At 59.6% G+C, this 19,689-nt stretch carries 16 protein-coding genes and 1 tRNA gene; 5 read left to right on the forward strand and 12 right to left on the reverse strand.

Annotated elements, in window-relative coordinates; all coding sequences use genetic code 11:
- Positions 1 to 390: 390 nt before the first annotated feature.
- Both radD and rplY read left to right on the forward strand, forming a co-directional pair.
- Complete coding sequence (radD, locus tag AC559G_RS15550; RefSeq protein WP_498913149.1) at positions 391 to 2,148, forward strand: DEAD/DEAH box helicase; 1,758 nt, start codon at positions 391 to 393, stop codon at positions 2,146 to 2,148.
- Positions 2,149 to 2,297: 149 nt separating this feature from the next.
- Positions 2,298 to 2,582 (forward strand): 50S ribosomal protein L25, encoded by a 285-nt coding sequence (gene rplY, locus AC559G_RS15555; RefSeq protein WP_279029162.1) that lies wholly within the window; start codon positions 2,298 to 2,300, stop codon positions 2,580 to 2,582.
- Positions 2,583 to 2,718: 136 nt separating this feature from the next.
- Here rplY and yejK read toward each other — a convergent pair whose 3' ends face one another.
- Positions 2,719 to 3,729 (reverse strand): nucleoid-associated protein YejK, encoded by a 1,011-nt coding sequence (yejK, locus tag AC559G_RS15560; RefSeq protein WP_279029159.1) that lies wholly within the window; start codon positions 3,727 to 3,729, stop codon positions 2,719 to 2,721.
- A gap of 227 nt (positions 3,730 to 3,956) precedes the next feature.
- Between yejK and AC559G_RS15565 the strand changes: the two genes are divergently transcribed.
- From AC559G_RS15565 to AC559G_RS15575, 3 genes are all read left to right on the forward strand, one after another.
- Positions 3,957 to 4,184 carry a YejL family protein gene (locus AC559G_RS15565; RefSeq protein ID WP_095845135.1) on the forward strand — a complete coding sequence of 76 codons (228 nt, stop codon included), beginning with the start codon at positions 3,957 to 3,959 and terminating at the stop codon, positions 4,182 to 4,184.
- A gap of 9 nt (positions 4,185 to 4,193) precedes the next feature.
- A complete protein-coding gene (gene yejM / locus AC559G_RS15570) occupies positions 4,194 to 5,969 on the forward strand; it encodes a DUF3413 domain-containing protein (protein WP_498913150.1) in 1,776 nt (591 codons plus the stop codon).
- A 76-nt stretch (positions 5,970 to 6,045) separates the two neighbouring features.
- Positions 6,046 to 6,122 (forward strand) — tRNA-Pro (locus AC559G_RS15575).
- Between the two features lie 67 nt (positions 6,123 to 6,189).
- Here AC559G_RS15575 and AC559G_RS15580 read toward each other — a convergent pair.
- The 11 genes from AC559G_RS15580 to AC559G_RS15630 form a co-directional block, all read right to left on the reverse strand.
- Positions 6,190 to 8,175, reverse strand: coding sequence for a hydantoinase B/oxoprolinase family protein (locus AC559G_RS15580; RefSeq protein ID WP_498913151.1), 1,986 nt, complete (start codon positions 8,173 to 8,175; stop codon positions 6,190 to 6,192).
- The gene (locus AC559G_RS15585; RefSeq protein ID WP_498913152.1) at positions 8,165 to 10,225 is read right to left on the reverse strand and encodes a hydantoinase/oxoprolinase family protein; all 2,061 of its coding nucleotides are present in this window, start codon (positions 10,223 to 10,225) and stop codon (positions 8,165 to 8,167) included. The genes AC559G_RS15580 and AC559G_RS15585 overlap by 11 nt, the downstream gene beginning before the upstream one ends.
- Positions 10,222 to 10,695, reverse strand: a complete 474-nt coding sequence (locus AC559G_RS15590; RefSeq protein ID WP_498913153.1) for a GNAT family N-acetyltransferase — start codon at positions 10,693 to 10,695, stop codon at positions 10,222 to 10,224. Before AC559G_RS15590 ends, AC559G_RS15585 begins: the two co-directional genes overlap by 4 nt.
- A 190-nt stretch (positions 10,696 to 10,885) precedes the next feature.
- Positions 10,886 to 11,392 carry an Lrp/AsnC family transcriptional regulator gene (locus tag AC559G_RS15595; RefSeq protein ID WP_095845142.1) on the reverse strand — a complete coding sequence of 169 codons (507 nt, stop codon included), beginning with the start codon at positions 11,390 to 11,392 and terminating at the stop codon, positions 10,886 to 10,888.
- A gap of 150 nt (positions 11,393 to 11,542) precedes the next feature.
- Complete coding sequence (gene gabT, locus AC559G_RS15600; protein WP_462615617.1) at positions 11,543 to 12,862, reverse strand: 4-aminobutyrate--2-oxoglutarate transaminase; 1,320 nt, start codon at positions 12,860 to 12,862, stop codon at positions 11,543 to 11,545.
- Positions 12,863 to 13,036: 174 nt separating this feature from the next.
- A complete protein-coding gene (locus tag AC559G_RS15605; protein WP_498913154.1) occupies positions 13,037 to 13,963 on the reverse strand; it encodes a 2-hydroxyacid dehydrogenase in 927 nt (308 codons plus the stop codon).
- Positions 13,963 to 14,811 (reverse strand): GNAT family N-acetyltransferase, encoded by an 849-nt coding sequence (locus AC559G_RS15610; protein ID WP_498913155.1) that lies wholly within the window; start codon positions 14,809 to 14,811, stop codon positions 13,963 to 13,965. The genes AC559G_RS15605 and AC559G_RS15610 overlap by 1 nt, the downstream gene beginning before the upstream one ends.
- A gap of 8 nt (positions 14,812 to 14,819) precedes the next feature.
- Positions 14,820 to 16,151, reverse strand: coding sequence for an NAD(P)/FAD-dependent oxidoreductase (locus AC559G_RS15615; RefSeq protein WP_498913156.1), 1,332 nt, complete (start codon positions 16,149 to 16,151; stop codon positions 14,820 to 14,822).
- Between the two features lie 61 nt (positions 16,152 to 16,212).
- Positions 16,213 to 17,877 carry an ABC transporter ATP-binding protein gene (locus tag AC559G_RS15620; protein WP_498913157.1) on the reverse strand — a complete coding sequence of 555 codons (1,665 nt, stop codon included), beginning with the start codon at positions 17,875 to 17,877 and terminating at the stop codon, positions 16,213 to 16,215.
- Complete coding sequence (locus tag AC559G_RS15625; RefSeq protein ID WP_498913158.1) at positions 17,874 to 18,725, reverse strand: ABC transporter permease; 852 nt, start codon at positions 18,723 to 18,725, stop codon at positions 17,874 to 17,876. The genes AC559G_RS15620 and AC559G_RS15625 overlap by 4 nt, the downstream gene beginning before the upstream one ends.
- A complete protein-coding gene (locus AC559G_RS15630) occupies positions 18,725 to 19,678 on the reverse strand; it encodes an ABC transporter permease (protein ID WP_095845150.1) in 954 nt (317 codons plus the stop codon). The genes AC559G_RS15625 and AC559G_RS15630 overlap by 1 nt, the downstream gene beginning before the upstream one ends.
- Between the last annotated feature and the right edge of the window lie 11 nt (positions 19,679 to 19,689).

Here is a 19,689-nt window from a genome sequence, read left to right on the forward strand (position 1 = left end):
GCTGTCTCTTATACACATCTCAGATTGCAGAAAAACAGCTGTAATCTGAGAAATCTAGTTAACTGATTTTAAAGGAATTATTTTTGAGCACCCTATCAATAAGCTTAAAATAATTACTATAAAAAACAACAAAATACAGACTTGTGTATAAGAGACAGCCCTCTGGGAGAGGGTTAGGATGAGGGCAAATCCCCCCTCAGCTATCCACACTCACCGCCAACGCCAAACGTTCCCTCTCCCTCTGGGAGAGGGCTAGGGTGAGGGAAATTCGCACCAATGCGGCAGGGAAGGCATAATAGCGAAAAGTTTTCCGCCGCCGGGGAGACAATGCCCACATACTGTAGGCAACAAACGGCCCCGGCGGCCTTGACCAGCAAGCGGCATTCATTCATGGCATTTACCCTACGCCCCTATCAGTTAGAAGCGGTTGAAGCCACCATCGGGCATTTCCGCAAATCCACCGAGCCTGCGTTAATCGTCCTGCCCACCGGCGCCGGGAAAAGCCTGGTGATCGCCGAGTTGGCCAAACGCGCACGTGGGCGGGTATTGGTATTGGCTCATGTTAAGGAACTGGTGGCGCAGAACCACGCCAAATATTGTGCCTACGGGCTGGAAGCCGATATTTTCGCCGCCGGCCTGCAGCAGAAAGAAAGCGCAGGCAAGGTGGTGTTTGGCAGCGTACAGTCGGTGGCGCGCAACCTGGCGCTGTTCGATGGCGCTTTCTCGCTGCTGATTATCGACGAGTGCCACCGTATCAGCGATGACGACGGCAGCCAGTACCAGCAGATTATCCAGCAGCTCACACGCGGCAACCCACAGCTACGGCTGCTGGGCCTGACAGCGACGCCGTACCGTTTGGGCAAAGGCTGGATCTACCAATACCACTATCACGGCATGGTCCGGGGCGACGGCAGCACATTATTCCGCACCTGCATTTATGAGCTGCCGCTACGCTATATGATCAAACACGGCTATCTGGTACCGCCGGAGCGCCTGGATATGCCGATCGTGCAGTACGATTTCAGCCGTTTGCAGGCCAATAGCAACGGGCTGTTTAGCGAAACGGATCTCAACCGCGAGTTAAAACAACAAAACCGCATCACTCCACACATCATTAGACAGATTGTCGAATACGCAGAAGACCGCAAAGGAGTGATGATCTTCGCCGCCACCGTGGAGCATGCCGGCGAGATCCATGGCCTGTTGCCGGCCGGCGAAGCGGCGCTGGTCAGTGCACAAACGCCGGCCGCTGAACGCGATGCGTTGATCGAAGCCTTTAAACAACAGCGGCTGCGCTATTTGGTCAACGTCGCCGTTCTGACCACCGGCTTTGATGCGCCGCATGTCGATCTGATCGCCATTTTGCGCCCTACCGAATCCGTCAGCCTGTATCAGCAGATCGTTGGGCGTGGCTTGCGGCTGGCCCCCGGTAAAAAAGACTGCCTGATCCTCGATTATGCCGGCAATCCACACGATCTGTTTACGCCGGAAGTCGGCGCCAGCAAGCCGCACCGCGACAGCCAGCCGGTACAAGTGTTCTGCCCCGCCTGCGGCTTCGCCAATCTGTTCTGGGGAAAATGCACCGAAAGCGGCGCCATCATTGAGCACTATGGCCGGCGCTGCCAGGGATGGCTGGAAGACGACGAGGGGCAGCGTGAACAATGCGATTATCGTTTCCGTTTCAAAAACTGCCCGCACTGCGGGGCGGAAAACGACATCGCCGCACGCCGATGCCACCAGTGCCAGGAAGTGCTTGTCGATCCGGACGACATGCTGAAGGCGGCGCTGAAGCTCAAAGATGCCCTGGTGCTGCGCTGCGGCGGCATGGCGTTAGACAGCGGGCGCGACGGCAAGGGCGAATGGCTGAAAGCCACCTACTTTGACGAAGACGGCACCAGCACCAGCGAGCGTTTCCGCCTGCAAACGCCGGCGCAGCGTAAAGCTTTCGAGATGCTGTTCCTGCGCCCGCATCAGCGCGCACCGGGCGTGCCGTTCCCGTGGCAAAACGCCGAAGACGTGCTCAAACAGCAGGCGCTGCTGCGCCATCCGGATTTTGTCGTCGCACGCAAGCGCGGCCAGTTCTGGCAGGTGCGGGAAAAAGTGTTCGATTATCAGGGCCGTTTCCGCCGCGCCAACGAATTACGCTAAGCGCCGCCGGCAGGTTTTCATTGCCCTTGAGGCGGCTTTCCGTTAAAATGCCGCCCGCTTTACCCGGGGCTCCCGGCGTAAAGGCGAGTTATCGAACCTGTTACTGGGTCGCCTGTAGCAGGGTAAATTTTCTTTTAAGAGAAAAAACAATGTTCACTATCAATGCACAAGTACGTCAAGAGCAGGGTAAGGGTGCGAGCCGCCGCCTGCGCGCAGCAAACAAATTCCCAGCTATCGTTTACGGTGGCAAAGACGCTGCAATCTCCATCGAACTGGATCACGATTCTGTGAAAAACATGGAAGCCAAGCCTGGTTTCTATGGTGAACCTATCGTACTGGTTATCGACGGTAAAGAAACCAAAGTTCAAGTTCAGGCTGTTCAGCGCCACGCGTTCAAGCCAAAACTGACCCACATCGACTTCGTTCGCGTTTAATCGCAACGTTATCGAGCTTTGCTTTCGGGACGCCGAATAAAAAACGCCGCATCTGCGGCGTTTTTTATTGCCTGCCGGCCGGCAAAACCCGGTTGAGCAGGTAGCAGGGCGAAGCGATTCGCCCCAGTATATTTGGTTAGTTGCCGCCGCCGGTTAAACGGCGTTGCAGCTGATCGCGCAGGTTCGGCGGCGTGCCTTTGATCGTTAGCGTATCGGTTGCCGCATCCCAGAAAATGCGTTCACCCAGCAACAGGGCATCAAAGTTAATGCTGATCCCGCCGCCGCTGCCTGCGAACTTGGTCAGTTGGCGCAGCGTGCTGCGATCGGCCGGGAAGCTCTCTTCAAGCTGGTAGCCCTGCTCGCTGGAAAACTGCACAAAATCCTTTTCGCCGTGCGGCTCCAGCTCTTTGGAAAGCGCCTGCAGCGCAATCTCTTCCCCGGCCTGCAACTGCTCATTACAGTAGCTGTACACCTGCTGGCGCACCGCCTGGCGTTCGTTTTTATCCAGTTGGGCATCGGCGCAATAATCGTCCACCGCCTGCAACAGGCCGCGGTTTTGCGCTTTGGTATCCAGCCCTTCCGCCGCCGCCAGGAAATCCATAAAGAAATCTGAAACCTTGCGCCCCACGCGCCCACGCAAAAACGTCAGGTAACGGGTCGACTCCGGGTTGGTTTCCCACTCGGTCAGATCGATACGCGCCACAATATCGGCATGGTTGATATCCAGATAGTGGGTCACGCTGATATCCAACTCTTCATTAACCCGCATACTGTTGCAGCTGTTCAGCACGGCCACCAGCAAATACTCCACGGCCAGGTAGCGATATTGCGCGAACAACACCACCCCGCCCTCAGCAAACGGGTATTTGGCCAGTTCATCACGCAAACGCCCGGTGGCAGCGCGGCTGAACGCCAGAAAATCTTCATCGCCCTTCCGGCAACTGCGCAGCGCCGTCGCCAGTTCGCTGTCCTCATTGAACAGGCCGTATGCCTTGCTTTTAGCGCTATAGACACGATGCAGTTCCGCCATCATCTCTTCTACTGCGGCATTGGCGGGCAGCAGCGAATCGCGCAGCACAACGTCCAGCGTTTGTTCATCGCGCTTTACTAACTGGTGCAGAGCAACCTGGTCGAGATCCAGACTCATGATAAATCCTCCTGTTCTTTGAGCGCGTATTCAAGCACTGTCGGCTGGCCGCTGCAATGAAATCCGATCACAAACCGGCCCCGATTGGCTGGCAAAGGCTGATGGGCCGGCGGCGGCCAGGCGCACGCGCGTTAACCAAATGCACCATTAACCGACGATAAAAGAGCGGAAAATCACGGCCCTATACGGTAAGATAGGTGACTTTGTCAGGTTTTGAGCACAACTTTATGCCACAATCATCTCGTTATAGTGACGAACACGTTGAACAACTGCTCACAGAGTTGGTCAACGTACTGGAAAAACACCATGCCCCTACCGATCTTTCCCTGATGGTGCTGGGCAATATGGTAACCAATCTGATCAACACCAGCATTTCTCCCGCCCAGCGGAAGACACTGGCAAGATCGTTTGCTGAAGCCCTACAGGCTTCTATTCGTGAAGACAAAGCGCATTAAAAACTATTTATGGTGACAAACCGTCAGCGTTATCGTGAAAAAGTCTCCCAGATGATTAGCTGGGGGCACTGGTTCGCCCTGTTCAATATCCTACTCAGTCTGGGCCTGGGCAGCCGCTACCTGTTTGTCACCGACTGGCCCTCTTCGCTGCTGGGGCGCGTATACGCCATCGTCAGCCTGTTGGGGCATTTCAGCTTTATTGTTTTTGCCGCCTACCTGCTGATTATCTTCCCGCTCACCTTTGTGGTGATGTCACAGCGGCTACTGCGTTTTATTTCTGCCGCGCTGGCGACCGCCGGCTTAACGCTGCTGCTGGTCGACAGCGAAGTCTTTACCCACTTCCACCTGCACCTTAACCCGGTAGTCTGGGAACTGGTGGTTAACCCGGATCAAGGCGAGGCGGCGCGCGACTGGCAGCTGATGTTCATCTGTGTACCGGTTATTTTCCTGGTAGAGATGTTGTTTGGCACCTGGAGCTGGCAAAAGCTGCGCAGCCTGAACCGCCATCACTTCGGCAAACCGCTGGCCGCGCTGTTTATCGCGGCGTTTTCAGCTTCGCACCTGATGTATATCTGGGCCGACGCCAATTTCTACCGGCCGATCACTATGCAGCGCGCCAACCTGCCGCTGTCTTACCCGATGACGGCGCGTAAGTTCCTGGAAAAACACGGGCTGCTCGATCAGCAAGAGTATGAGCGTCGTTTGATGCAGCAAGGCAACCCGGAAGCCGTTACGGTGGAGTACCCGTTGAGCGATCTCAGCTATCGGGACAAAGGCAGCGGTTACAACCTGTTGATGATCGTCGTCGACAGCGTGCGCAACCAGGACATGGCGCAGGATATGCCTGCCCTCACCCGTTTTGCGCAAGAAAACGTTCACTTCATGAATCACTATAGCTCTGGCAACCGTCCGGATACCGGGCTGTTTGGCCTGTTCTATGGGATTTCTCCAACCTATCTGGATAGCGTGCTGGCGGCACGTAAGCCTTCGGCGCTGATCGGCGCGCTCGGCGCGCAGGGTTACCAGTTTGGCCTGTTCTCATCGAACGGCTTTAATGCCGCATTGTATCGCCAGGCCCTGCTGACAGACTTCACGCTGCCGGCGCCGCGGGTGCAAAGCGATGCCGACACGCGCCAGCAGTGGCAACACTGGCTGGTAGAGCAAAGCGGCGGCACACCGTGGTTCTCTTACATCAACTTCCGCGGCGCCGGGCCGTTAACCGATGCTCAGGCGCCGGCTACCTTTATCCAGCGTTATCGCGCCGGGGCGCAGGATGCCGACGAGCAAATCAACCAGGTGTTGAATACGCTGAAAGCACGCGGGCTGCTAGAGAAAACCGTGGTGGTAATCACTGCAGAGCACGGCGTTGAGTTCGATGATAACGGCCACGGTAACTGGGGCGCGGGCAGCAGTTTCAATCAACAGCAGCTCAAAGTGCCGTTGATTATCCACTGGCCGGGCACGCCGGCGCAGGCCATCAACAAGCTGACCGGCCACAATGACGTGATGTATACACTGATGCAACGTTTGCTGCACGTGCAAACGCCGCCCAAAGACTATTCGCAGGGTGAAGATCTGTTTACCGCGCAGCGTAAACACAACTGGCTGGCCACCGGTGATAACAACCAGCTAATTATCACTACCCCAACGCAAACCATCGTGCTGGACAGCAATGGCACTTACCGGGCATACGACGAAAACGATCGTGAAATAAAAGGCGAAAAACCGCAGCTCGCCCTGCTGCTGCAGGTATTAACCGACGTAAAACGCTTTATCGCCAATTAACTGCTTAAAACTAACGCAATCAGTTTGTTAGCTGCTTGCATTACCAGTGGGAAACGGTAGACTGTTGCCATCGCGTCGGCATGTAGCGCAGCCTGGTAGCGCACCGTCATGGGGTGTCGGGGGTCGGAGGTTCGAATCCTCTCATGCCGACCAAACAACTCCAGAAAAACCAACCTGTTACGGTTGGTTTTTTTTATGCCCAATGTTCCCCCGTCCCCATCTAGCCGTTGCGTTGCACTAAAGCCGGGAAGCGCCGCCGCAACTCAGCAAACAGCGCCGCCATCTGTTCCGCCAGCGGCAGATGGGCAAACTCACCGGCCTGCACGGCGGCAAACACCTGGTGCTTGAGGAAATGGCGCCAGGTAACCGGCACCGCAGCCAGAAACTCGGTCAGCAATTGATAACGCGCACGGCTCCACTGCGTTTCAAACGCCCGGCGTTCTGCACCAACGTCAAAGTGCTCGCCCCCCACGCCGGGCATCGCCGCACGCAGCCGGGCGGTTTCCTGCGGATCAATTTCACCCTGTTTGATCGCCACGCCGTAATCGCGCTGCGCCGCCTGCGGCGAGACAAAACCACAGCGCACATCGTTCAGCACCGCCGCCGGCTGGCGGTTTTTCGCCGCGCCATAGCCCCCGGCGCCAGGCCCGCGGATACTGACAATATCCCCCGGCCCGCATTTGATCACGTCGGTATTGCCATGTTCCTGGATCTGCCCCTGTGCGGAACGGGTGTAAAAGCGGGAAGTCGCTCCTGCGCGCCCACCTGCCGCCCCGGCCGAGGAAAAGCGTGAGCGGTTACGGTTGCGCGCGGTAACGATGGTGTTAGGGGAAAACACTTCAAACTCCATTTCGGTCGCCAGCCCGCCGCGATATTCCCCGGCGCCGGCGCTATCGCACACCAGGCCATAGCGATGAAAACGCACCGGGACTTCAGCTTCGTTAATTTCGATCGGCGTATTCTTCAAAAATGCCGACAGGCCGCCCGAGCCGTCTGGGCCATCGTGCTTCGGCGTGCCGCCGGCGCCACCGCCCACAGGGCCAAGCGAGGCAACCAACGCCTGGCCCGTGCCGTCGACGGTACGGATGTTGATAATCGAATTGCCACCCGGCGAGTTGGCCGGCAGCCGCTCGGGCATCGCCAGCGAAAACGCCCCCACGGTGGCAATTTGCGCGAGCGCGCAGGTCAGCGAGCGCATCCCCACCGCCGCCGGCGCCTCGCAGTTCATAATGGTGCCGGGCGGCAAAATGGCGCGCGTCGGGCGCAGGGTGCCGGCATTCAGCAATAGCGAACGATCAAGCGTCGCCAGCACATACGTCACACCCACCAGCGCCAGCGGGTGGCGCTCGCGGCCGCCGGTCGGCATATTCAGGGATGAGGCCAGTTGCGGATCGCTGCCGGTATAATCCAGCTCAAGCGCCTCACCGCGTATCCGCAGCGTTACCGCAATGCGGCAGGGGTAGCCCCCTTCGCCATCTTCATCGGCATAATCCGCATAAAAGTAATCACCGTCAGGCATGGTGGCGATAATGCTGCGCGCCTGCCGCTCGGCATAATCCAGAATGCCCTCTACCCCGTTAAGAAAATCATCAATGCCAAAGCGGGCAATAATCTCGTGGATCTTGCGTTCGCCAATATTGACGGAGGCAATCTGGGCGTTGAAATCCCCCCAGTTCTGCGCGGGCGCACGCACGTTCAGGCGCATAATTCGCGCCACATCGTCATTCAATCGGCCGCCGGCGACGATTTTCAACGGCGGAATGCGAATGCCCTCCTGCACAATCTCGGTCAGCGAGCGCGACAGCGAAGCCGGCACCGCGCCGCCAACGTCGGTATTATGAATATGGCCGACCACGAAACAGGCAATCTGCCCCTGGTGAAACACCGGTTTCCAGATATGGATATCCGGCGTATGGGTGGCGACATTGCCGGCATAGGAATCATTAGTAATACAAATATCCCCTTCCTGATAATCATCAATCAGCGCCAACACCGGGCCATAGTCGATGCCGCTGTACCAGGGCGCGCCAAAGCTGCGGGGCGAGGCAAAGGCCAGCCCGGCGCAGCTGACGATCTGGCAGGAAAAGTCTTCCGTCTCTTTCACAAACGTGGAATGCGCCGTGCGCATCAGGGTAAAGGCCATGGCATCGGCCGCCGCCGCACAGTAGTTGGCCAACACTTGCAGGTTACGCCCGTCAATCGCCATGTTGCTCTCCCGTTTGCGGGGTGATAATCAGGTTGCCAAAGCGATCGACATTCACGTCCATCGCCGGCGGGATACAGGTCGTGCAGTCATCCTGCGCCACAATTGCCGGGCCGCTGAAGCGATGGCCGGCGCGCAACCCGCTGCGGGCTATCAGGTCAACCGGCCGCCAGCCGCCATCGAACCACGCCTCCACCTGGCGCAATACTGCAACCGGCTTTTCCGCCGGCGGCAACTGCGCCAACTGCGGCTTGGGCGTGGGGGAAGAAAGCACCAAGCGCAGGTTGATCACCTGCACCACCGCCTGCGGATCCTGGTGGCCGAACAGCCGTTCATGGCTGCGGTCAAACGCGGTGCGGATCGCCGCAATATCGCCCTGTTGGATCCAGGCGGCTTCCAGTGGGACGTCGATTTCGAACGACTGCCCGCGATAGCGCATCTCCGCCGAAAACTGCAACGCCTGCGGCAGATCGCGGCCGTATTCCCGCACCAGCCAACTCTCCGCCTCCAGGCGCAACGCTTGCGCCTTGCTCGCCAACACCGGCAGGGTTTGCACATTCAGTTCGCAGTAGAGCGTGCGAATAAAGTCATTTTTAATATCGGCGACCAGGCCGCCCAACGCCGAAAGCACGCCGGGCGTCGGTGGCACCACCACCCCGCGCATATTCAGCTCGCGCGCCAGAAAACACCCCATCATCGGCCCCGCGCCGCCAAAGGCGAGGAAATAAAACTCGCGCGGATCGATACCAAAGCGCGACACCAGCCCGCTGGTATCGCTGTACATGCTGGAAATCGCCAGCGCGATGATGTTTTCCGCGGCCTCTTCCACACCGATCCCCAACGGATCGGCCAGCGTTTTCACCGCAGTGCGCGCCGCCGCCACGTCAACCTGCACCGCGTTGTAGCCAAGATCGCCATGGCCGATCAATCCGCAAACGGCAAAGGCATCGGTCACCGTGGCCGCCGTGCCGCCGCGCTGGAAGCATACCGGCCCTGGCAGTGAACCGGCGCTATCCGGCCCCACCTGCAAAACGCCCAAGCTATCCAGCCAGGCGATAGAGCCGCCGCCCTGGCCGACCGACGTGACCGAAACCGACGGGATATAGATCGGGAACTCACCAATGATCTCGCCGCTGCCGTACTCCGGCTGCCCGTTGATGATCACCGCCACATCGGCGCTGGTGCCGCCGATATCCAGGCTCAGCAACCGTGCAAAACCGCAGCGCTCGGCAATGTAGCCGGCGCCGATCACGCCGGAGGCGGTGCCGGAGAGCACCATCTGCACGCATTCCGCCTTGGCCTGGCTAACGCCCATCACCCCGCCGTTGGATTTTGTGATGCGCGGCGGCACCGGCACCCCCATCTGCGCCAGCGCATGCTCAAATGCGCTGAGATAGTGGATCACTTTCGGTTGCACATACGCGTTAATCACCGCCGTGATGGTGCGTTCATATTCACGGATAATCGGCCAGATCTGCGCCGAACAGCTGGTCAGTAAATCCGGCGCCGCTTCGGCCACGATGGCGCGCACCTGCGCCTCATGGTCAGCATTGCGATAGCTGTGCAGCAGCGCAACGACGATCCCTTCACAACCGGCGGCACGGGCGGCATCGACCGCGGCAAGCACACTTTGGCGATCCACCGCCTGCAAGACATTGCCGTCGCGATCGGTGCGCTCAACGATCGGGAACACCCGATCGCGCGGGATCAATGGCGCGGCGCGGCGTGAGAACAGATCGTGAATATGGGGGATCTTCAGGCGGGCCAGTTCCAGCACGTCACAGAAACCGGCGGTGGCGAACAGCGCCAGGCGCACGCCCTTGCGCTGGATCACCGCGTTAACCCCAACCGTGGTGCCATGGGTGAAATAGTGAACCTCTTGCGGTTGGATGCCGTCACGCTGGCGCAGTTGGGCCAGCCCGGTGGTAATTTCACTGCCCGGGCTATCGGGGCGCGATAACACTTTTAAGGTGCGCAGTGTATTGTCGCGCTCGTCCAGCACCGCAAAATCGGTGAACGAGCCGCCAATATCTACGCCGACGCGGTAGCTCACGATAAACGCTCCTCTGTGGGTGGCATGGGCATGAACTCCATCAGGCGTTCAGGCTGGGAAACGGGTTGCCAGCCCGCACGGCGGTAGACCTCATGGGCATCGGCGGTTGCCAATAACCAGCGCTTCACGGTTTGCAACTCCGGGTGTTGCGTCACCGCGGCGGCTAACCAACCGCCCAGGCCCTGGCCGCGATGCGGCCTGGCGATAAACACATCAATCAGATAGGCAAACCGGGTGTAGTCGGTGATCAGGCGGCCAAAGCCAACCTGCTGGCGTTGGGTATACAGGCCGAAGGGCAAGGAACCGGCCAGCGAGCGCAAGGTCATCTCGCGTGGTTGGCCTTTGGCCCAGTAGCTATGCAGGGCGAGTTGCTCATGCACCCAATCCACATCCAGCAATTCGGGGGCAAAACTCAGCAGATAACCGTTGTGCCGCCACTCGGCGGCTGCGGGCAAAATCGGGGTGAACATGCTGGCTCCTGGCGATTTTAACGGCAGATAACAGGAGTTTACCGCGTTCGCGCCAAGGGGATTTTCGTAGCAGGGGGCGCTAACAGCGCGTTTATAGGGAAATACCGCGCGAAAAGAAATTTTCTGCCGCCGCCGGCGAAAGCCTTGCTATCACCGGTCGCGGCACTCACGCACTATTGCGGGACACAGCCTAATATTCAACCGGCGAATGGCGGGCAATCAGCGAGCGCAGCGGCACGCTGCTGCGCAGGATCGGGGATTTGATCACGATGTAGCTGAAGTATTTGTCGATACCCACTTTGGCATCCAACAACCCTTCGATCACTTCCTGGTAATGTTCAATGCTGCGGGTGATAAAACGCAGCAGATAGTCGTAGCCGCCGGTGATCAGATGGCACTCCATCAGCGTTTCCACCTCGCGGATGGCGCTCTCAAACTTCTGGAAATCTTCGCGCCGGTGGCCGGCGAGCGTCACTTCGGTAAATACCGTGACCGAATCGGTAATCTTGGTGAGGTTGATATGGGCTTCATAGCCGTTGATAAAACCCGCGGCTTCAAGCCGCTTGACGCGTTGCAGGCAAGGGCTGGGGGAAAGCCCAACGGCATCGGCAAGGTTAACGTTGCTGATGCGGCCGTCTTTTTGCAACTGCACCAGAATGTTGATGTCGATACGGTCCAGTTTCATCAAGCCGTTCATAGCATCCCCTCATGTTACTAAAGTTACCGAACTGTCACGCGCTCCCGATGGTATAGCATGCTTTCAGCCTGCGGCGCCAGCGTTTTACCCGCTCGCCCCATCGAGAGCCGCTGAAAAATAACCTTAGTAATATCAATAATAAAGGGGATACTAGCCGAGCCGGCCGGTCGCACGCGCCATCGCAATATCAAAAATATGCAGCGCTTCTTCCAATTGTGAATCATTGGTAACCAACGGCGCCAGAAAGCGCACGGTATTGCGATGCAGGCCGCACTTGATCAGCAGTAGCCCTTCCTGGCAAGCGCAATCAAGGATCTTCTGCGTCAATGCCGCATCTGGCTTACCGGTGTCAAAATCCATTATTTCCACCGCCTGCATAAAACCGATCCCGCGCACTTCGCCGATGCAGGCATATTTATCCGCCAGTTGCAGCAAACGGGCGTGCAAGCGTTCCCCCAATTGATTGGCGCGCGCCAACAGGTTGCCCTGCTCCATCAGATCAAGCACCGCCAGCGCGGCCGCACAGGCCAGCGCATTACCGCCGTAGGTGCCGCCCAGCCCGCCAGGTAATGGGGCGTCCATAATTGCCGCTTTGCCGACCACGCCGGAAATCGGCAGGCCGCCGCCCAGGCTTTTCGCCACGGTAACCAGATCCGGCACGATGCCGGTATGCTGGAAGCCGAACATTTTGCCGGTGCGGCCAAAGCCGGTTTGCACTTCATCGCAAATCAGCACAATGCCATGGCGTTCAGTGATCGCACGCAGCGCCTGCATAAACGCCGGCGGCGCCGGCAGGAAGCCCCCGTCGCCCTGCACCGGTTCAATAATGATCGCCGCAACCCGCTCGGGCAGGATCTGTACCGCGAACAGGGTATCGAGCGCGTTTAAACAGTCCTGCTCGGAAATACCGTAAAGCGGATTGGGGAACGGCACATGGAAAATATCGCTGGGGAATGGGCCGAAGTTCTGTTTATAAGGCTGGCTCATACCGGTCAGGGTGCAGCCTAATAAGGTTCGCCCATGAAAGGCGCCGTCAAAAGCAATAACGCCGGGACGGTTGGTATAGGCGCGGGCAATTTTCACCGCATTTTCCACCGCCTCCGCGCCGCTGGTGAAGAACACGCTTTTAAATGCCTCACCCGCGCCAACCAGGCTATTCAGGCGCTTGGCCAATTCAATATAACCAGGGTAAGCCGCCACCTGAAAACAGGCATGAGAAACCCGATGCAATTGCTCTGTCACCGCGGCAATCACCGCCGGGTGGCTGTGGCCGACGTTCAAAACGCCAATGCCGCCAACAAAATCCAAATAACGGTTGCCTTCCACATCCCAGACTTCAGCGCCTTTGCCCTTGGCAATGACCACGGGATGCGCCGTGACGACGCCGCGGGGAATATGTTCTTCACGCGCATCCAGGAATAACGCATTATCAGAAAATGTCTGCTGCTCTGTTGCCAATAAATTTTGCATCTCGGTTCCTCATCGACGTGACGATAACAGGCCGCGCCGGGCAATACGCCAGGCACCCCCTCAGGTTGAAGTATCACAATAAGCATTTTCACCGCGCTGCCGAAATAAACGGGCTAGCGGCATTTACTGTTGAAATACGAATAAATCAGGCAAATATATTTTCGCCGCCGGCATTCAATAGCCTTTCTGTTTATCGATCAGGCCGATCATCGGTTCGCCGCATTCAAAACGGCGGATATTCTCCAGCAGCGCCCGCACGGAGCTTTCCGGCTGGGTGGTGCTGGCGATATGCGGCGTCAACCAAATTGCGGGGTGCCGCCAAAAAGGGTGGTCGGCAGGCAGCGGCTCCGGCGCGGTCACGTCCACCACTGCGGCGCTAAGCTGCTGCGCGTCAAGTGCCCGCAGCAGATCACCGTGATTAAGCTGCGCGCCACGCCCGGCCTGGACAAGGCTGGCGCCTTGCGGCAGTTGTTCAAACAACGCCTGGTTGAGGATGCCCCGCGTGCTGTCGGTTAACGGCAGCAGGCAGATCAGGATATCGCTGCGCGCCAGAAAATCGCCGAGCTGTTCATCGCCGGCCCAGCAGGCCACGCCCGGCAGCGCTTTTGGACTGCGGCTCCAGCCACCGCACTCAAACCCCAGCGACACCAGCGTATTCAGCACCGCCACGCCCAGCTCCCCCATCCCCATCACGCCGACGCGACGGCGGGCAGCCGGCATAATCGGGTGTGCCTGCCAGCAGCCTTCACGCTGCTGGCGCAGGTAGCGCGGCATATCGCGATGCAGGCCCAGCACCGCAAAAGTGACATATTCCACCATCCCCGCCGTCAGCCCCGGCTCCACCATACGCACCACCGGCAGCTCAGCCGGCAGGCTGGCATAGTCAAACTGATCGGCGCCCGCACCAACGGAAAACAGCACTTTCAAATTGGGGAACTGCTGCATGATGTTTTCCGGCGGTTGCCAGGCCACCAGATAATCCACCGCGTTGGCGTCGCCCACCTCCGGCCACAGGGAGAAACGCGCCTGCGGCCGCAGGCGGGCAATCACCTCCTGCCAGATGCAGCCGCGCTCCGGCGCCGATTTATAGACGATATTCATCAGGCCATCGCCTGGGTCATCAACCCGAACGCCCGCATGCCGCCTGCTTCAGGCTGCCACGGCATTCCCTTCACCATAATGGTGGGCGCATCCACCGTTGCCATGCCCAGGCCGCTCAGCCAGTCGCCCAGGCCGTTGTCAGCATCAGTATCAATACGGACAAACTGCCCGCTCAGGCCGCTTAACAGCTGGCTGACCAGCACCCTGGCCACCGACAGATCGCGGGCGATCACCGGGCCGATGGCATAGCCATGGCCAAAGCGACGCAGGCAGGCAAAGCCTTCGATACCCGTGGTTTGTTCCAGCAGCAGGATGCGCTCGGCGCTGTGCGCCAGGCAGGCAAACAGTTCAGGCCGGTGCTGGCCGTGCGCTTGTCGATCCAGCGCCACCAGTTGCGCGATATCCGCCGTGGCGGCGGTGCGCAGCCGTTGCCCGGCGGCCGGCGAGATCGGCTCAACCGCCCCCAGCGCGCGGTTCTGGTGCTGTTCCACCCACCCGGTGGCGACAAACCCCAGTGTCTCATACAGCCCACGGCCGGCTTCGGTGGCATGCAGGCGCACGTTGCTGCCCGGCAGTTTATCCAGCGCCGCCAGCATCAGCTGCTTGCCGAAGCCCTGGCCCTGTGCTTCATCGGCGACAATCACCAGCCCGAGCGTGGCGTATTCGCGGCCCCAGCACCAGCACAGCGCCGTGCCCAGCAACCGGCCGGCCTCAACGGCGGCCAGCCCTTCCCCCAGGCGTAGCGCCTGCTGCCAATCTTCACGACGATGCGGCCATTGCAGGCGCTGGGTCAGCGCAAAGGCGGCATCCAGGTGGCTTTCATTCATTGGAACAATTTGCATATCCATCCCTTCTTTTACATCATGCCCGGCGTATCCAGGCCGCTGCCGTCCACCAGCCGCGTGTAACGGAATGGGGTGGGATCGACAATCGGCTGGGCATCGGTCGCCAAGTCCGCGGCCAAACGCCCGGCGCCGGGGCCAATACCAAAACCATGTCCGCTGTACCCGGCCGAGAGCACCAGCCCCGGCAGTTTTTCCACCGTGGAGATCACCGGCACTGCGTCCGGCGTGCTGTCGATCATGCCACCCCATGCCTGCTCCAGGCGGATATTCGCCAGTGCCGGATATTCTTTACGCATCGCCGCCAGCCCCTCTTCCACCATTGCCATATCGGCGGCAGGATCGAGAATACGGATTTTTTCAAACGGCGACGGACCGTCAAACTGCCAGCGCGCCGGGGATTCCGGCCCGTTGAGGAATGGCCCGATGCCCAAATTGATTTTCAGGTTCTTGCGCCGCGATTTGAATGTCGGGTAGAACTGGCGGGCGTAGCGTAGCCCCTGCACGCCGGGTTCCAGGCGGCCCCGGCCGGAAACCGACACCGTGTAACTGCCGTCCAACTGTGGGCGGCAGGCAAACGACGGCGTATAAAGCGGCATTGTGATGGCCTGCGCGATCGGCGCTGTGCGAAACGCGGTGCCGATAACGTTGCCCAGCGGCAAATCAATGCCGTGGCGGCGGCAGAACATTGAAGTCCAGGCGCCGCCGGCGCAGATCACACGGCTGGTTTTTATCAGCCCGCGCTCGGTCACCACCCCGCTGACGCGCCCGGCGGAAATGTCCAGCCCGCGCACCGCGCACTGCTGGAAGATGCTCGCCCCCAGGCGCTGGGCGGCAATCGCCAGCCCGGCGGAGGCCAGCGCCGGTTCGGCGTGCCCATCGGTCGGCGAAGATACGCCCCCCAGCCAGTTGCTGGTGCTGCCCGCCGTCATCGCCTTGGCCTGCTGCGCGTTTAAAATATCGCTGCGCACGCCATAGGCTTTGGCCATTTTGCCCCAGTTATCCCAGGCGTCGATCTCGCGCTGATCGCCGGTGGCATAGACCAAGCCGGTGCGGCGAAAACCAAGCTCTTCGCCGGTTTCCTTGCCTAACGCCTCCCAGCGTTGCAGTGCATAAATGATCAGCGGCAACTCGCGCTCATCACGGTTTTGCTGGCGGCACCAGCCCCAGTTGCGGCTGGATTGTTCGCCGCCCACCAGCCCCTTTTCCACCAGCGCAACGCTGACGCCCTTCTTCGCCAACTCATACGCAGCGGCCGTTCCGGCAATCCCGGCGCCAATCACCACCACATCTGCCGCTTCCGGAAAATACCGGCTGTCCTGTACGTATCGAATAGGTGCTGGCATCGCTGTATTACTCCGTTGTTTTCATTGTTTTATTGGCCGTTCGCCAAGGTGCTATCGCGCGTTACAGCGCGATCTCGTTATCATCGTATTCATCCAGCCAGCCCTGGCGCAGCTCCGGCACCGCGCGCTTGAGGCGCTCATAGTAAAGCTCGCTGGACGGTTTGTCGTAATCGCTGCGCACCACCTGGGTGACCATGCGGCCGTTTTTCACCACGATAATCTCATCGCACACCGAGCGCACTGCGTGCAGATCGTGGCTGATGAACAGTACCGACAGCCCCAGTTCACGGCGCAGCTCGGTAATCAAATCCAGCACCTCCGCAGCCACCACCGTATCCAGCGCCGAGGTCACCTCATCGCAAAGGATCAAATCCGGTTCTGCGGCCAATGCCCGCGCCAGGTTAACCCGCTGTTTCTGCCCGCCGGAAAGCGCGCTGGGGCGCCGCCACAATACGCTGCGCGGCAGCCGTACCAAGTCCAACAGTTGAAACAGGCGCGCTTCCAGCGCCGCGCCGCGCAAGCCGTGGAACAAGCGCAGCGGCCGGCTAAGGATTTTCTCAATGCTGTGCGCCGGGTTGAGCGCGGTATCCGCCATCTGGAACACATATTGGATGCGGCGCAACTCGTCTTCCGGCCGCTGGCGCATATCGCCGTCGATATAGCTGCCGTTAAACAGCATAAAGCCACGGTAGGGTTTGTTCATGCCGGCGATTGCCTGTGCCAGCGTGGTTTTCCCGGAGCCGGACTCACCGATAATGCCAATCGCCTGGCCGCGGTAAAGCCTGAAGTTGATATCGTCGAGAATTTTTATCTTCGGCTGCTGGTGTTTGTCCAACGGGCCGTAGCCCGCGCACAGTTCGCGCACTTCCAACAGCGGCTGAACAATGCCTTCCTGCGGTTGCCAACTGCTCGGCCGCACCTTCTGCCGCGCGGCGTCCAGCAGGCGGTGGGTGTATTCCGCCGCCGGCGCGCGCAGCAGCGCTTCGGTGGCGCCATATTCGGCAATCGCGCCTTTCAACAGCACCAGGATGCGGTCGGCCATCTGCGCCACCACCGCCAAATCGTGGCTGACGTAAATCGCGGTGGTGCCGCGCTGGCGCACCACGCGGCGAAACGCTTTGAGCACTTCAACCTGGGTCGTTACGTCAAGCGCGGTGGTCGGCTCGTCAAGGATCACCACCTCCGGATCGGTGATTAACGCCATTGCTGTCATCAGGCGTTGCAGCTGGCCGCCGGAAACCTGATGCGGGTAACGTTGGCCGATGGTTTCCGGGTTGGGCAGCGCCAGCTCACGGAACAGCTCAAGCGCTTTTTTCTCGGCGGCGGCCCGGCTCATCACGCCATGGATCACCACCGGCTCCACCACCTGATCGATAATTTTCATCGCCGGGTTAAAAGAAGCCGCCGCGCTCTGGGCGATATAGGCCACTTTGTTGCCGCGAAAGGCACACTGCTGCTTGGGCGATAGCTGGGTAACGTTAACGCCGGCGATGTGCACGTTGCCTTCAGCAATACGGCAGCCGTGGCGCGCATAGCCCATCAGCGCTAGGGCGATGGTGGTTTTCCCGGAACCGGATTCGCCGATCAGCGCCAGCACTTCGCCCTTCTGGACGCTAAAGCGAATATCGGAAACCAGCGCAATCTGCTGGCCATCGTCGGCCAATGCGGTCACCCGCAGGTTTTCAACCAAAACGGCCGGCTGTGCGACATGTGGCATAATATTCATATCCCCCCCTTCGCCAGCTTGAGCGGCCGCATAGCCTGCAAGCTGTCAATAAACAGGTTGGCGCCAATGGTCAGGCTGGCAATGGCAATTGCCGGCATCAACACCGCAGGTGAGCCGTCAAACAGCCCCGGTAAATTTTCTCGCACCAGCGTTCCCCAGTCGGCGTAAGGCGGCTGCACGCCCAACCCCAGGAAACTCAGGCCGCTCAGCAACAGCACGATATACACAAAGCGCAGGCCGAAGTCGGCGAGCATCGGGTGCAGCATATTCGGCAATATGTCGTGGAGGGCGATATAGGCGCGGCTTTCGCCCCGCAGGCGCGATGCTTGCACATAATCCATGGAGCGTAGCGAAGAGGCCATCGCCCAGGCGATACGGTACGCGCCCGGCCAATAGGTGAATACGGCGGTGATGATCAGCATCGGCAATGAGGAGCCAAACACCGCCACCACCATCAGCGCCAGGATCTTGCCCGGCAGCACCAGCATCGCATCATTTATTCGCCCAAGGATCTCCTCCACCCAACGGCCGGCCATCGCTGCCAGCAACGCCAACAGCGTGCCGATCAGACTGGCGAGCACCGCAGCCCCCAGCGCCAGGCCGATCGAGTAGCGCGCGCCGTACAAAATGCGGCTAAGGATATCGCGCCCTAGGTAGTCCGTGCCAAACCAAAACTGGGCGCTAAAGCCGCCAAACAGATCGCCCGCGCCAATGCCTTCCAGATCGTGCGGGGCCAGGGCACCGCCAAACACCGCCATCAGGATCCAGAACAGGGTGATCAGCAGGCCGATACGCCCGCTGGGGCTCAGCGACAGCAAAAAACGCCACGGTAGCGTGAGTGTCTTCATTAGCCCCTCCATTTCGGATTGAAGGCAATGGTCAGGATGTCGGCGGCCAACAACAGCACCAGATAACAGGCGGCGAACAGCATCACGCACAGTTGCACCACCGGCAGATCGCGGTTGCTGACGGCATCCACCAGTTGGCTGGCCAGCCCCGGATAACTAAAGATGCTTTCAATAATGATCACCCCGCCAAACAGGTAAGACAGGCTTAGCGAAATGGCGTTGGCAATCGGCCCAACGGCATTCGGCAAGGTATGGCGCAGCACCGCGCGCAGCGGCGATACCCCTTTTAAGCGCGCCATTTCAAGGTAGGGGCTGTCCATCTGGTTGATGATGGCCGAACGGGTCATCCGCGCCATTTGCGCAACCAGCACGCAGCACAGCGTCAAGACCGGCAGCGCGTAGGCTTGCAGATAGCTGATCACATCCAGTGAAGGGGTGCCAAGCGACATCGCCGACACCCACTTCAGTTTGACGGCGAAAATCAGTACGGCGATGGTCGCCACCAGAAATTCCGGCACCGCCACCACCGACATGGTGCCGACCATCAGCGCGCGATCGAACAGCGAACCGCGCTTCATCGCCGCTGAAATACCAATCAGCAATGCCAGCGGCACCGATACCAGCGTGGTGATGCCCGCTAACTGAAAGGTAGCGGGGATACGCTGCGCCACCAGTTGGGCCACCGGCAGATGGCTGGCGAAAGAGGTGCCGAAATCGCCCTGCAGCATGCCCGCCAGCCAGTGCAGGTAACGTATCGGCAACGGCTTATCCAGGCCGAGCTGCTGGCGCAACGCCGCTACCGTTTCCGGCGTGGCGCTTTGCCCAAGCACCATCTGCGCGGCGTCGCCAGGCAGCAGGCTGGTAATGAAAAACACCACCGCCGACACGATCAACAGGGTCAGGATGCCGGTGCCGATGCGCCGGGCAATCAATAACAGCATGTATCTGTTCATCACCCTCTCCT

The sequence above is a fragment of the Gibbsiella greigii genome (assembly GCF_039540155.1).
Lineage (GTDB): Bacteria > Pseudomonadota > Gammaproteobacteria > Enterobacterales > Enterobacteriaceae > Gibbsiella > Gibbsiella quercinecans.

Excerpts from the sequence above, each read along its gene's own strand:
- rplY (WP_279029162.1), top strand. The coding sequence starts at position 2,298 with ATGTTCACTATCAATGCACAAGTACGTCAAGAGCAGGGTAAGGGTGCG.
- AC559G_RS15610 (WP_498913155.1), bottom strand. The coding sequence starts at position 14,811 with ATGGATATGCAAATTGTTCCAATGAATGAAAGCCACCTGGATGCCGCC.
- AC559G_RS15605 (WP_498913154.1), bottom strand. The coding sequence starts at position 13,963 with ATGAATATCGTCTATAAATCGGCGCCGGAGCGCGGCTGCATCTGGCAG.
- AC559G_RS15625 (WP_498913158.1), bottom strand. The coding sequence starts at position 18,725 with ATGAAGACACTCACGCTACCGTGGCGTTTTTTGCTGTCGCTGAGCCCC.
- AC559G_RS15620 (WP_498913157.1), bottom strand. The coding sequence starts at position 17,877 with ATGAATATTATGCCACATGTCGCACAGCCGGCCGTTTTGGTTGAAAAC.
- AC559G_RS15565 (WP_095845135.1), top strand. The coding sequence starts at position 3,957 with ATGCCACAATCATCTCGTTATAGTGACGAACACGTTGAACAACTGCTC.
- AC559G_RS15580 (WP_498913151.1), bottom strand. The coding sequence starts at position 8,175 with ATGGCGATTGACGGGCGTAACCTGCAAGTGTTGGCCAACTACTGTGCG.
- yejM (WP_498913150.1), top strand. The coding sequence starts at position 4,194 with ATGGTGACAAACCGTCAGCGTTATCGTGAAAAAGTCTCCCAGATGATT.
- AC559G_RS15590 (WP_498913153.1), bottom strand. The coding sequence starts at position 10,695 with ATGTTCACCCCGATTTTGCCCGCAGCCGCCGAGTGGCGGCACAACGGT.
- AC559G_RS15595 (WP_095845142.1), bottom strand. The coding sequence starts at position 11,392 with ATGAACGGCTTGATGAAACTGGACCGTATCGACATCAACATTCTGGTG.
- yejK (WP_279029159.1), bottom strand. The coding sequence starts at position 3,729 with ATGAGTCTGGATCTCGACCAGGTTGCTCTGCACCAGTTAGTAAAGCGC.
- AC559G_RS15630 (WP_095845150.1), bottom strand. The coding sequence starts at position 19,678 with ATGAACAGATACATGCTGTTATTGATTGCCCGGCGCATCGGCACCGGC.
- AC559G_RS15615 (WP_498913156.1), bottom strand. The coding sequence starts at position 16,151 with ATGCCAGCACCTATTCGATACGTACAGGACAGCCGGTATTTTCCGGAA.
- radD (WP_498913149.1), top strand. The coding sequence starts at position 391 with ATGGCATTTACCCTACGCCCCTATCAGTTAGAAGCGGTTGAAGCCACC.
- gabT (WP_462615617.1), bottom strand. The coding sequence starts at position 12,862 with ATGCAAAATTTATTGGCAACAGAGCAGCAGACATTTTCTGATAATGCG.